This window comes from Thermofilum adornatum, assembly GCF_000446015.1.
Classification (GTDB): Archaea; Thermoproteota; Thermoprotei; order Thermofilales; family Thermofilaceae; genus Thermofilum; species Thermofilum adornatum.
In genome coordinates, this window is sequence record NC_022093.1 from 658940 (window position 1) to 672540 (window position 13601).

Sequence of the window (13601 nt, forward strand, 5' to 3'; positions counted from 1 at the left end):
CGTCATCATGTTTTTATTCGGATAGCTAGTTGTGATTTATGTGGAGAGCTTTAAGGAGGGCATACTTCAAGTAGTTTCAAAGATTAAGTCTTCAGTCCTGCTGGACACAAAAGAACTCGACTCTATAATCCGTGAACTGCAAAGGGCCCTGCTGAAGGCAGACGTAGAGGTAAAGCTTGTACTCGAGATTTCAGAACGCATAAAAAAGAGGTTTCTAGAGGAGGAGCATCCGCCAGGCTTCTCAAAGAAAGACGTGTTGATAAAGATCCTCTATGACGAGCTGGTTAATCTCTTGGGAGGCGAGACGACAGAGGAACTCGCAATTAAGCCGATTCCCTACAAGATAATGCTCGTAGGAATCGAGGGGTCAGGAAAAACTACCACCGCTGGCAAAATAGCCAACTATTTCAAGAAGAAGGGCTACAGGGTTGGACTCGTAGCTGCAGACACATATAGGCCCGGCGCCTATGACCAGTTAAAAATGCTCGCCGAATCTGTAGGCGTAATGTTTTATGGTGACCCCCAGGAACGGGACGCTGTCTCCCTAGCTAAGAAAGGCATAGAGACACTCGAGAAAGCCGGCGCCCAAATCATAATTATCGACACGGCTGGCCGCCACAAAGACGAGAACTCATTGATGGAGGAGGTAAAGGTACTCTACAGGGAACTAAAGCCAAACTCTGTTTTTCTGGTTGTCGACGCGACTCAGGGCAGTGCAGTCGCCCGGCAAGCGCGTGCTTTCCGCGAGGCTGTACCCTATGGCTATGTCGTTGTGTCCAAGATGGATGGCTCTGCCAAGGGTGGTGGCGCGCTCTCAGCCGTAGCCGCTTCGAATGCTAGAGTCCTCTTTATAGGTGTCGGGGAAAAAATCGATGACCTGGAGCCCTTCGTCCCGAGAAAGTTTGTAGCTAGACTACTTGGGATGCCAGACCTCGACGCGATTCTTCAGAGATTTGCCGAATTCAGTAAATATGAGAAAGAGAGAGCAAAAGCTATAGCCGCTGGAAAAATAACTCTGCTAGACCTTAAAGAACAGCTGGAGAGCATAAAGAAGCTTGGGCCTCTGTCCAAGATAGCTGAAATGATGGGTCTACAGGTAAAGGTTACAGGCGAGGAGGAAATGAGTGTAGATCGCTGGATAAACATCATGAACTCCATGACCATGGAAGAGTTGCTGAACCCAGACATTATTGACTCCTCGAGGATTAGAAGAATAGCAAGAGGCTCAGGAGTTACACCCAGGGATGTAAGACAACTTCTAGATGCCTACAAAAACATGAAGAAAATGGTAAAACAGTTGTCTAGGTCGCGTAGAGTAGGACTGCCACCCTTCTCTTAGCCCTCTCGGATAAAACCTGATTCCCTGGCTACTTTTTTCAGTTCACCGGTTCCCATGAGAAAATTACAATTGATTTTTAATTAAGGAACCTTGAAGAACTTCCTCATTTTCCTTGAATTTTTTGATTTTTCACTTGAGTATAGATAAGCTTTTATATGTCAACTCGCGAATCAAATTTATGGGAATAACACTTTCAGAACTTAAAGGCAAAAACGTTTACACCCAGGACGCGCGTCGAATCGGAGAAATAATTGACTTCGGCTTCAAGATAGGCGAAACCACGCCCTTCTTCGTGGTGAGAACTCCCTCCGGAAAACCCCTCGAGATACCCTGGAGCAGTGTAGCGGCAGCCAAAGACATAGTTTTGCTGAAACCAGACTTCCAGGTTCCAGAAGACCTCCTCGTACAACCAGCCATGCCTGTTGCAACTCCACAGACTACACAAGCACAACCTGCCCAGCAACCCCGCTTTGGAATCTTTAAGAAAAGCGAACAGAAGATTTGTCCCTACTGTGGAAAACCAGCCACATGGATACCCCAGTATCAGCGCTGGTACTGCTATAATTGTCAAAAATACATAGACTAGGAAAAAGCCTCCGCCGAAACGACGTGATTTTTCTCTTAGGAAAGTATTTAAATATCAAATAAGAATTTTTCAACCGAGCGGTGCGCGCGGCATAGCCGCCAGTAGAGAGCGCTTCAAGCTAAAGGCGGTGTACCGCCGGTAGCTGTGAAAAGGCGTGTTGCCTGGCGGCTACAGCGCACCGAGGACGACCACCCTTTAGTTGTAAAATTAAAATACCTGAATATTGTTGCTAGTTTAGTGGTGTGGTATATATGGGTGGTTTACCTGTTTCACCTAAATATGTTATAAGGGCTAGAATAGATGTTAAGGGTAACGTCGAGAAGCACGATATAATAGGGGCGATTTTTGGACAGGCTGAGGGCTTGATTGGAAACGAGCTTGACTTGAGAGAGCTCCAGAAGCTTGGGAGGATTGGCAGGATTGAGGTTGAGATGAAGCAACAGGACGGCAACGTTGTGGCTGAGGTGGAGATACCGACGAACCTTGACATGGCTGAGACAGCGATAATAGCGGCGACTATCGAGACCATTGATAAGGTGGGTCCTTATCCTGCCAGGAGCGAGGTAGTATCTATAGAAGACGCCAGGGCCGAAAAAAGGCAGAAAATTATAGAGAGAGCTGTTGAGCTATACAAAAAGTTGCAGGAAAGTATACCTGAGTCTAAGGAATTAGTCGAAGAAGTTCTCCGCAGGGTTCGGTCTGCTGAACTTGTAGAATACGGGGAGGAAAAACTTCCAGGCGGACCCGACGTAAAGACCTCGGATACCATTATACTTGTGGAGGGAAGGGCGGACGTCTTAAACTTGCTGAGGTACGGCTACAAGAACGTGTTAGCACTGGGAGGCGCCACTATTCCCCCAAGTTTAAGGGAACTCCTTTCAAACAAGAAAGTTATCTTGTTCGTCGACGGGGATAGGGGCGGCGAGCTGATAGCGAGGAACGTAGTGAATTCTCTAAAGGTCGACTATATAGCCAGGGCTCCGCAGGGCAGAGAAGTCGAGGAGCTCACCGCAAAAGAAATTGCAAGGTCCCTACAGAATGCTGTACCAGTTAAAGATTTCCTTGAAGAGCTTGAGAAAGAAAAGAAACTGCAGAAAGAGAGGGAGACAAAAGCCGAGGTTATTGTCCCACCCACGAAGCTTATTAAATCCATCAAGAAAAATCCCGATATGGCTCAAGAAGTAGTTGTCCCCCTCGAGGTTTACCAGAAGATGGACGAATTAAAGGGAACCCTGGAAGCCATAATCTATGACGACAACTGGCAGATGCTTGAGAGGGTTCCTGTGAGGGATCTTGTTAACAAGCTAAAAGAGGTAGATAAAGCTGCACACGTAGTGCTGGACGGGATCATAACTCAACGCTTGGTAGACATCGCGTACACAAAGGGAGTGAAGACACTCATTGGTGTACGTATAGGGGAAATCATCAGGAAGCCGGACAACACAGTTCTCGCCACTTTCTCGACCGTCAAGCCGGAAAGCTCGCCTGAGACACCTGTCCAGCAAGAAAACGCTAATTCAAACACGGAAAACCAAGACGCAGTGCATCAAGAAAACCAGCCAAGCGCCCAGGCACAGCAGTGACAAAAAATTAAAGACAGTGGCTACAAATAGATCTCAGCAATGAAGACACTGGCCTGATCGGATGCTGTGAAGACATCGCACCTCCACTGAGCAACATATAGGCGCCAAGTTTATAAAGGGTTCAAATTGTAAGTTTCTGAGGTGTGTCTATGCCTAGGGTAGTCACGTGCACATTTTGCGGACAGCCAATAAAGCCGGGCCAAGGAATAATGTACGTAAGGCTAGACGGCACAGTTGAGCGCTACTGTTCCTCCAAGTGCTTCAAGAGCGCGGTCAAGTACCATAGGAACCCTAGACGCCTAGCCTGGGTACGAAAAGCAAAGGCACAGGCATAGAACTTTCATCTTGTAGCTCCAATAGATATAATTTTGTTACACGTCTCTGTTTCTATACCTAGTTTTCACCTTGTGCCAGTCGTAGACCCGTGGCACAATAATAGTTATAAACGTCTGCACCGAAACTCGCACAGGGAAAGTTATGTCTAGCGAGGCTGGCATCCAAAATTCAGAGGCAAAATCCGAACAACAGTCTCAAACCTTTATTCGGTCGCCAATTGTAGTTGTCCTAGGACACGTTGACGCCGGGAAAACTACTCTTTTAGACAAGATAAGGGGGACAGCTGTGGCAAAGCGTGAGCCCGGAACAATGACACAGCATATTGGAGCATCTTTTCTGCCATGGAAGGCGCTGGAAAGTATTTGTGGAGACCTGCTAAACAGGATCAAAGCAGAGATCATTATTCCTGGCTTCTTAGTGATAGATACGCCTGGGCACGAGGCATTCTCGAACCTTAGGAAACGCGGGGGCAGCATTGCGGACATAGCGATTCTGGTTGTTGACGTGCAACGTGGCCTAGAGCAACAGACATTCGAAGCAATAGATATTCTGCGCGAACGGAAAGTCCCATTCGTTGTAGCAGTCAACAAGATTGACAGGATCCCTGGCTGGAAAAGTTTTCCGGATAAACCCTTCATAGAGTCTTTCCAAAAACAGGAGCCTTCTGTACAGTTTAGGCTGGAGGAATTTCTAAGCTACATTATACAGCAGTTTAATTCCCTTGGCTTCCGCGCAGACAGATATGACCGTGTCCGCGACTTTACAAAGGTTCTCGCACTAGTGCCTCTCAGCGCCCTGACTGGGGAAGGCGTCCCTGACTTGATGCTTGTCTTAGCTGGGCTCGCCCAGAGATACTTGAAAAAGAGACTCGAGACAAAGATTAGTTCTGGCAGGGGCGTACTGCTCGAGCTAAAGGAAGAAGTCGGGCTAGGCACCACTGCAACGCTGATTCTATATGATGGAGTTATAAAGCGCGGAGACCTAGTTGTAACTGGCGGTCTAAATGGTCCAATAGTTACAAGGGTGAGATCCCTTTTAATGCCTAAGCCACTGGACGAAATGCGGTCGCCAGAAGACAAGTTCCAAGAAGTAAAAGAGGTTGTAGCCGCCGCCGGTGTCAAACTTGTAGCCGAGGGGCTTGAAGAAGCGATAGCAGGCGCACCTCTCTACGTTGTCACAAACGAGTCTGAGATCGAGAAATTCAGCAAGCTCGTAGAAGAAGAAATAAAAGGAGTAAAGTTCGAAAAAGACGTTGTAGGCGTTGTTGTAAAAGCTGACACGCTGGGGACCCTGGAGGCACTAATTGGATTCTTGAAGAAGAACAATATACCTATACGTGTAGCAGACATTGGCCCCGTCGCTCGTCGCGACTTGGTGCACGCATTAATGGTCAAGGAAAAAGACCCGCTCTATGCCGCAATTCTCGCCTTCAACGTGAAGATTCTTCCCGAAGCCAAAGAAGAGGCCGCAATGAACGGTATACCAATCTTTTGGGGAAACATAATGTATAGACTGGTAGAAGATTTCCAGGCATGGCACCAGGCCCAGAGAGAACAAGCCATAAAAGCCGCGTTCCAGAAACTAACGCCTCCAGCTGTTGTACAGATACTGCCGGGCTACGTTTTTAGGAGAAGAGACCCCATAATAGTAGGGGTTAAAGTAATTACTGGGCGTATCCGTAGCGGCGTCCCTCTTATAACTAAAACAGGTAAGGAGATAGGAGAGATAATGCAGATCCGTGAACATGAAAACGTGCTAGAATACGCCTCTGAGGGGGCAGAGGTAGCCATCTCGATCAGAAGCAAAGCGATGGTTGGGAGACAAGTCAACGAGGGAGACTATCTCTACTCGGATATACCTCTGGATCAGATAAACACCCTGTTGGAAAAATATGACAAGTATCTTACAGAAAACGAGAGAAACTATTTAAAGAAACTGTTAAGATTTAAAATGGGGCTTAGTAGCTCAATAGAGTACCCCTAACGTTCCAAGGGCGATGATGAAAAAACGCCTTCCGACACTAAATGAGGAGCAGGAGTACCCCTGAGTAAAAATTTTTCTCAAACACCGAAATATTCCTCGAGGTTTATCTGTTCAGCTTCTTCTAGTCTTTCCCCCTCCACCTCTTCCTGGCTCTCTACTGGGCTCTTCAGTTGCTGTTTTATTGCCTTTACGAGTGCCGGCCCAAAGCCCGGTATACGCAACAGCTCCTTCTCGTCTGCAACCGCTAGGTCATATATCGACCTATAGCCATGCTCGTACAGCTTCCTGGCCCTTACCCTGCCTATGCCCTTCAGCGCCACGAGTTCAAGTAGTTCTTCTTTTACCCCATGCGCTATTCTCTTGCTTAAAATGCTTAGTTTCACCGAGTGCTCATGGAAGCCTAGAATCTCCGCTATCTGGGAAAGAGAAAAAGATATCCATTCGGCTGTCTGCGTCAATGAGTATATGTCTCCTGGGCCCACGTCATACTTCTCTACGATGCTGTCTTCTGGAACCTCATTTATCCAGTCCTCGAGCAAGAGGGCTGTCTTGAGGTATGAAAGGAAGAACTCATACTCTATCTCGTCCTGAGGAACCTGGTATGGAATCTCTCTTCCTCTATCCTCAAGGACTTCTTCTAGATACTCATAGTCACCTCGCCTTACACCTATAGTCGTCATGTCCGGAGTTTTAGATACAAGGAAGAGGTAGCCCAACACCTCCAGGCTTTCATGCTCTTTGAAGAGTCTTATACCTTCGAGGGCTGTATCCGGATCAATGTATAGCTCGGCAATCCTTTTCCCTAGAAAAGTAGGATTAAGGACTCCGTTCTTTTCCTCTATAAGTCCACCGGCGATAAGTTTCTCTAGGTTTTTCCTTGCAAGCGGGAGGATACCAAATGTTCCGTATCTCTGTGCGAAAAATGTTCTGCCTAGAAATTTCTCTAGCATATCCATGCTTCTTATTTTCTCATCAGTGGAGATAACCGCTAGTAGCTGAGACCTTAAGACAGGCTCGGAACCCAGCTGTGACTGTAGATTCTCTGGCTCAGCATAGATATACTTCTTGAACAAGTATTCTACCTCCTCGAAGCTCCTCGCTATAAGTATGGCTTCACCCTCTTTGTCGAACTTTGGTCTACCAGCCCTACCAGCCATCTGCTTATACTCCATAACTGGGATACTCTCTTGGTAGCCCAGCTCAACATTGTATCTCCTGTAATCGGTGATGACAACCCTTCTCGCCGGTAGATTCACGCCTGCCGCAAGGGTGGGAGTTGCAACAACTGCCTTTATGTGGCCAGCCCTAAAGAGATCCTCAACTATTTCACGCGCGTCACCCGATAAACCCGCGTGGTGGAAAGCGACACCCCTGAGCAACAACTCTGCGAGCTCATGTGTAAGTTTATCGGCATGTAGCGACACTAGCTTTCTTGACGCTTCTTGAAGAACCCTTTTAGATCCTTCCGCTACAAATTTTCTCGATATATTTGCAACTTTTTTCGCCTCTGCAACTGCCGCCCTCCTTGTCGGAGAAAAAATCAAGACTTGTCCAGACTCTCTCAATGTGTCATATGTGAGACTGAGAACACTGTTTCCCAGGCTGTCTATCCTCCGCGTAGAGCCGTCAGCGAAGAAAATGTTTTCGTCGTAGTATACACCTTCTCTCAGAACAACAGGCCGCCAGTCTACTTTCACAGGTTTGGCATGGAGCCATCTAGCTACGTCTTCTAGGTTTCCAATTGTCGCGCTAAGCCCCAGAAGTTGCGGGGTATCTTCAGACATGAGTATACGTGTCAGCAACACTTCTAGCGTTGCTCCACGCTTCTCTGTTCCCAATAGGTGTATCTCGTCGGCAACTATAAGCGTTAGGCTGGGAAACCATGGAGCACTGTGACGCATGAGGCTGTCGGCTTTTTCGTTAGTGGTAACGATAACGTCGTACTTGCCCAGTGCTGGATCGGCAGAGTCATAATCCCCCGTGCTGAGAACGGTCTTGTACCCGAAGGCTCCAAAAAACTTTTTGAATTCTTTGTATTTTTCGGACGCCAAAGCCCTCAGGGGAACCAGGTATAGAACCTTTCCTCCTTCCTCTAGGTGCTTCAATGCAGCCAGCCCAGCCACGAGTGTTTTGCCAGAGGCCGTCGGCGCGCTTAGAACGATATTTTCGCCGTCTAGAACACCATTTTTTATCGCTAGTAGCTGTGTAGGGTAGAGGGACTTTACGCCCTCCTCTTCCAGCTTACTAATAATCTCTTGGGAAAAATATTTCGACAAAACCTGACGTGCAGGCGTGTACTCCATGAATACCACAGATCCGCTAGAGAGACACGACAGTTATATAGCCCTGTTTAGGCATCATTATCTCTCCGTTTTCTAGCAACTTGTCTACTGTCTTCCTCACAAAACTCTCCTCTATGCCCTTCTCACTAGCGGCTGCAATAACGTCTTCAATACTCACGGGTTCACCATTGTTTTCTCTGACAAGGCTCTTAATTATATCTATTATTGCAAGCATCTTTTCGCGCTGGGACTTTGGCTGTCCAGTCATAATTGTGTCGATGTCTATTGTCTTTGTCTGAGTATCGATGCCCACGTTTCTCAAAAAGTATTCCATGAGACTAATGGCTACCTCAGCATCCTTTGCAGTAACAACCTCCCTTAAATGCATCCTGGCATGTGCCTCGGACAGCCTGATAAGTGCCTCTAGCTGGCGCGGCGTGATAGCGATTGGAGAATTTGGGTCCTCACTTTTAGACCTCATGTTCACATAGTACTCGACAATCTTGTTCTTTGCTTCAGGGGAGAGCTTTGGTCTTACATGTTTCCTTGCATAGGCTATATACTTCTTCAGAAGCTGTGCATTGAGAACATTTTCCAGCGTTGCTGGATATGTTTCTCCGTGGAAATCCACTACGTATTGGGCCAGTTCCTTGTCTCGGTCGGCGTTAGGAATATCACGTATGACAAATATAAGGTCAAACCTCGAGAGTATAGTTACTGGTAGATCAATGTTCTCTGAAATGTTTCTACCTGCAATATATCTACCAAACACAGGGTTCGCAGCAGCAAGTATAGATGTACGTGCATTTAGCGTAGCGACTATTCCAGCTTTAGCTATGCTCACCGTTTGTTGCTCCATTGCTTCATGTATGCTCACCCTGTCCTTGGTCTCCATCTTGTCGAACTCGTCTATACACGCGATACCGCCATCTGCCAAGACAAGGGCTCCAGCCTCAAGGTAGAACTCGCCGCTACTCTTCTCTTTGACAACCGCAGCCGTCAAACCAGCCGCGGATGCGCCCTTTCCAGAGGTGTAGAGCCCCCTAGGGGCTATCGTCGAAACATACCTCAACAACTGGCTTTTGGCGGTGCCCGGGTCACCAATCAAGAGTATATGTATGTCGCCTCTGACCCTTATCCCGTCGGGATGAACCTTCGGGACTCCTCCAAACAGGAGAAGCGCTATTGCAGTCTTTATCTCCCTATAGCCATATATAGATGGTGCAATAGAATTGACAATGACGTCCTCCAGGTCGCTTCTCCTGCTAAGCTCTAGAATTGCTTTTTCATCTTCAGGCGTTATCTCTACGTCTAGGTTCTCCTTTGCACGTATATCTATATAATTGGCCTCGAGATACATGTGGAAAATTGGCGGGGCATTTCTCACTAGCTTCTTGTCCTCCTCCATCTTTAGGAAGCCAATAACAGTCGCCCTGTCGCCCGGCCTCACTAGGTCCACTAGGTCTTCCTTTACTAGAACCTCTATAGAACGGGGGAGCTGTCCCGGAGGTAGTTCCTCGGGCTTCTCCTGCAGCACAAATTTCTGCAAATCAATGAACTTGCTCTTCTCCGGTAAAAGAACAAAGCCCGCAGACTTTTGTCCATTCTCAGAGCATACTGGGCAAACAGTTGGTTTGACGAGGCCCTCCCCCTCCTGTGGAACACGTATCTCGGTTCCACATGTTTTACATTTAAAAACCCCCTCGATAAGTTCCTGTTTTACAGGAGAAATCTTTGTTACTATCCCCTCAATAGCTATTAGCTTGCCTAGGTGCCGCGCCCTCACGTCCCGTATCTTGACGTGAACATTCTCAGGAAGCTTTGAGAGCCTCGCGTGGACTGTCTCTACCTCTTTCGCGTACTCTGGAACCTCTATTTCTAGAACCTCGCGGACAGCTTTTGAGGCGGCCTCAATAAACTCGTGGGGCTTTTCTAATAGATAATCAGCTAATTCCTTATCAAACGACAATAGATCCTCAAAATCAATAACAAGTGAAATACTACGCTCTATACTCATCCTGCGGATAGCTTCCCTGTACTTTTCCCTGCCATTAACCGTGAAACCCTTAAGGAACTCTGTTATCCTCTCAACGAGTGGAAGACTTTGGACAACTACTTGGCTAGACATGTTGATCCTCCATTACGAACATTTTCATCGACTGGGTCCACTCATTTATAGACTTGCATAGAGACGTGTAGAGTATCTGCTCCTCTTTCGTCATGGACTCCATAAACTCTCTGCTTATCTCTGGATGCGAAGCAGCAAGTCTAACTATTTTTGTGAGCCGTAACCTCAAGAGATCAAGAAACGCGATGCGTGTCTTTTCCAGCATGCCTTGGGCGGCCGCGTCTCCCGAAGCCGCCTTTCTTTTTAGCAGATAAAAGTAGATTTTAAGCTTCAGGTAAAAATTGTCGTCTAGAGAAGAGAGGCCCTCAGACTTTTCCTCGATCCAGGTCTGCTTACGCACTGCTGAGAGGTCGAGTAGCTTCCCCTCGTCATATTTTACACTGCCCTTTGCCTCGAGCTCCTTAGCAATGATGAACGGTAATTTGACTTTTGTCCCCTTTTGGAGCTGTATCTGTAGTCCGCCTGGAAGCACAACTACGTCGTTTTGTACTACTTCGACATCTACCTCTGCATCGTAGTAGAGCAGGGTGCCCGCCAGTTTATCTATCATCATTTAGTATTAGGCAATTGTGTTTCTTTGAGGTTTTCTACTAGATAACAGTGAAAGTAAAAACGTAATACAAAGATAAGACAAAAGACATTCTAACGCGTACTAATCTTTCTTGCTTCTCTCTCGGTCTCCCTAAGCAACACAATGTCGCCAATCCTGACTGGGCCCCTGACGTTTCTTGTTAGTATCCTGCCCTTGTCTCTGCCCTCTAATACTCGGACCCTTACCTGTGTGACTTCTCCAGTGATCCCAGTCCTGCCTATAATCTGGACTACTTCCGCTGGGAAGGCGTCGCTAAATTTATCCGCCGGTTGAGAGCCATGCGTACTCATATGAATTCACCAATAAACAACAAAATAAAAAGTTTTTGATTGAAAGTATTCTTTTCCTAAGATCTACTGTTTTATCTTTAGTGTTGATAGCTCCTTTATGATCTCGTTTACTAGACTTGCTGCTTCTCCTGGCTCAATTATGGCCGCAGCGGCGGCGGCAACGTTTATTCCGGCTGCCTTTCCTAGCCTTTCCTTGCTTGGGACATAGATGTAGGGAACCTTTTTCTCCTCGCACAGTAGGGGCAGGTGGGCAACAACCTCTGGCGGGTCAACGTCAGTAGCTATTAGGACGAGCTGTGCTTGTCCCCTCTCGACCGCTTTTGTTGTTTCATTTGTTCCTTTCTTTATTTTTCCTTTTTCCCTTGCCACTTGGAGTGCTTGGTAGGCTTTTTCGGCAAGCTCTGGGGGCACTTCAAACTTTACATAAAACGGTTTTTTCGACATATCGCTCACTCCTCGCTCATTCACCGTGTTGTCAATTAACCAGCTTAAATATTTTTTGATTCTATATTTGCACAGTGTCGTCCACGGTCTTCAGAGAAGATATCATAGCATATCTTGCCAGGTATCTTGGCAGAAAATATGCTGAGAAGCTACTTGAAAGTGTAACTACGCCTGGCACCCGCTATTTTTTCAGGGTCAACACACTGAAGACTAAGCCAGAAGACTTGTTGCATGAGCTACGTAGTCAGGGCGTAAATGTTTATCAGCATGCACATGTTCCAGAAGCGCTCTTTGTGCCCGTGGAGGGCCCTTTCGAGATAAGAAGACTAGACAAGGTTGTATATGTGGATAAACACACTGCCGAAAGCGTTTACGTGGGCGCCAACGTTTTTGCTCCAGGGGTCTACAAGGTAGAGAATGCCGAAAAGGGGGACTACGTATCGGTCATTTCTCCTAACGGTATACTTGTAGCAGAGGGAATACTCGAGATGGAGCCCGACGAGATTTTTTCGAAGAGAAGAGGGCTAGCCGTACGAGTGACAAGGTCTGTATACAAGGCCCAGTCGCTCCGAGATACTTCATATTTCCTCTCTGGACATATCTATCACCAGTCGCTGCCCAGCATGGTCGCCGTGAGGCTACTTGACCCTAAGCCCGGAGAAACAATTCTGGACATGTGCAGTAGCCCGGGGGGAAAGTCCACCCATGCAGCCCAATTAATGGAAAACACTGGAGAAATAATTGCCGTCGACCGCTCGAAGTCAAAGGTAGATATAGTCCTGGAGAATGCGAAGAGGCTTGGGATAAACATTATCAAGGGCGTAGTATATGACAGCAGATATATCTCGGAGGTTCTTGGGAAGGAGAGCGTAGATGCCGTGATACTTGACCCTCCTTGTAGTGCTCTTGGCGTGAGACCTAAACTCTACTATGACCGTTCCTACCAGGACATAGTCAAGCTTGCAAACTACCAGAGACAGTTTATAAGAGAAGCAGTCAATGTTCTACGTAGAGGCGGAAAACTACTCTATACCACTTGTACTTTTTCTCCACTGGAGAACGAGCTCAACGTCGTCCATGCTTTCAGCGATTTCAGGCTCAAGCCCGTCCCAATCTCTTTTCCAAACATCAAGACACCGCTCCTAGGCATCCCTGGTCTCCAGTTTGATCCCCATCTCCACGATACACCTGGATTCTTCATAAGCATCTTAGTAAAAAAGTGACACACCTCATGCCAAATACATGCTAAAAAGCTTAAATAAGTGGCTTGACGTTCTTAGAGACAGGTGAAATAAATGTTCCCAGCTGCACCTATGGCTGGATACGATAGAGCTATAACAATTTTCAGCCCTGAAGGCAGACTCTACCAAGTTGAGTATGCATTTGAAGCCGTCAAGAGGGGAATGACTGCGCTTGGAGTAAAAGCCGTAGACGGCGTCGTTCTAGCAGTCGAGAAGAGAAGCTCCTCCCCATTGATCGAGGGTACCGAGAAAATCAAGAAAATAGACACTCATGTAGGAGTAGCATTTGCAGGACTCTTTGGTGATGCACGCGTCTTGATCGACCAGGCTAGGGTATACGCACAGTCTCACAGGCTCGTTTATGGGGAGCCAATACCCATCGAGCTACTCGTAAAGAGGATATGCGACATAAAGCAGGTCTACACCCAGCACGGCGGAGTTAGACCGTTCGGTGTAGCATTCCTATTCGCAGGCGTCGATAGGGCTGGACCACACCTCGTACAGACGGACCCTGGAGGCACTTACCTGAGGTGCAAGGCGAGGGCAATCGGTATAGGTGCCCAGAAAGCAACAGACCTATTTATGAAGGAGTACCGCGAAGACATCAAGGTCGACGAGGCACTTATACTGGCTCTAAAGGCCCTAAGAGACTCTATGGAGGAGGGATTTTCTCCAGAAAACATAGAGCTTGCCAAGATAGATGTATACAGCAAGGAATTCAAAATACTCAGCGTTAACGAAGTCGCCGAGCTAATGAAAAAGCTCTAAATTTTGAGTAGCGCGCTATTCATCTACGG

12 protein-coding genes are annotated in these 13601 nt (G+C 47.2%); 7 read left to right on the top strand and 5 right to left on the bottom strand.

Annotated elements, in window-relative coordinates:
* Window positions 1-40: 40 nt before the first annotated feature.
* The 5 genes from N186_RS03670 to infB all read left to right on the top strand — a co-directional run bounded on the left by N186_RS03670 (window position 41) and on the right by infB (window position 5827).
* A complete protein-coding gene (locus N186_RS03670; RefSeq protein WP_020962425.1) occupies window positions 41-1339 on the top strand; it encodes a signal recognition particle receptor subunit alpha in 1299 nt (432 codons plus the stop codon).
* A gap of 178 nt (window positions 1340-1517) precedes the next feature.
* The gene (locus N186_RS03675) at window positions 1518-1925 is read left to right on the top strand and encodes a PRC-barrel domain-containing protein (RefSeq protein ID WP_020962426.1); all 408 of its coding nucleotides are present in this window, start codon (window positions 1518-1520) and stop codon (window positions 1923-1925) included.
* Between the two features lie 251 nt (window positions 1926-2176).
* Window positions 2177-3508: a DNA primase DnaG gene (gene dnaG / locus N186_RS03680; RefSeq protein WP_020962427.1), complete on the top strand. Its 1332-nt coding sequence runs from the start codon at window positions 2177-2179 to the stop codon at window positions 3506-3508.
* A 149-nt stretch (window positions 3509-3657) separates the two neighbouring features.
* Entirely contained in the window at window positions 3658-3843 is a 186-nt protein-coding gene (locus N186_RS03685) for a 50S ribosomal protein L24e (protein WP_020962428.1), read from the top strand.
* 142 nt (window positions 3844-3985) lie between these two features.
* Window positions 3986-5827 carry a translation initiation factor IF-2 gene (gene infB, locus N186_RS03690; protein WP_020962429.1) on the top strand — a complete coding sequence of 614 codons (1842 nt, stop codon included), beginning with the start codon at window positions 3986-3988 and terminating at the stop codon, window positions 5825-5827.
* Window positions 5828-5904: 77 nt separating this feature from the next.
* Here infB and N186_RS03695 read toward each other — a convergent pair whose 3' ends face one another.
* The 5 genes from N186_RS03695 to rpl7ae all read right to left on the bottom strand — a co-directional run bounded on the left by N186_RS03695 (window position 5905) and on the right by rpl7ae (window position 11563).
* Entirely contained in the window at window positions 5905-8130 is a 2226-nt protein-coding gene (locus tag N186_RS03695; protein WP_020962430.1) for a DEAD/DEAH box helicase, read from the bottom strand.
* Between the two features lie 16 nt (window positions 8131-8146).
* Window positions 8147-10237, bottom strand: coding sequence for a minichromosome maintenance protein MCM (gene mcm, locus N186_RS03700; RefSeq protein WP_020962431.1), 2091 nt, complete (start codon window positions 10235-10237; stop codon window positions 8147-8149).
* Window positions 10230-10790: a DNA replication complex GINS family protein gene (locus N186_RS03705; RefSeq protein ID WP_148682030.1), complete on the bottom strand. Its 561-nt coding sequence runs from the start codon at window positions 10788-10790 to the stop codon at window positions 10230-10232. The genes mcm and N186_RS03705 overlap by 8 nt, the downstream gene beginning before the upstream one ends.
* 89 nt (window positions 10791-10879) lie before the next feature.
* A complete protein-coding gene (locus tag N186_RS03710) occupies window positions 10880-11119 on the bottom strand; it encodes a 30S ribosomal protein S28e (protein ID WP_020962433.1) in 240 nt (79 codons plus the stop codon).
* A 63-nt stretch (window positions 11120-11182) separates the two neighbouring features.
* Window positions 11183-11563, bottom strand: a complete 381-nt coding sequence (gene rpl7ae, locus N186_RS03715; RefSeq protein ID WP_052885644.1) for a 50S ribosomal protein L7Ae — start codon at window positions 11561-11563, stop codon at window positions 11183-11185.
* Between the two features lie 74 nt (window positions 11564-11637).
* Here rpl7ae and N186_RS03720 point away from each other — a divergent pair, with 74 nt between their 5' ends.
* Window positions 11638-12786 carry an RsmB/NOP family class I SAM-dependent RNA methyltransferase gene (locus N186_RS03720; protein ID WP_020962435.1) on the top strand — a complete coding sequence of 383 codons (1149 nt, stop codon included), beginning with the start codon at window positions 11638-11640 and terminating at the stop codon, window positions 12784-12786.
* A gap of 72 nt (window positions 12787-12858) precedes the next feature.
* Window positions 12859-13572 carry an archaeal proteasome endopeptidase complex subunit alpha gene (gene psmA, locus N186_RS03725; protein ID WP_020962436.1) on the top strand — a complete coding sequence of 238 codons (714 nt, stop codon included), beginning with the start codon at window positions 12859-12861 and terminating at the stop codon, window positions 13570-13572.
* Window positions 13573-13601 lie beyond the last annotated feature (29 nt).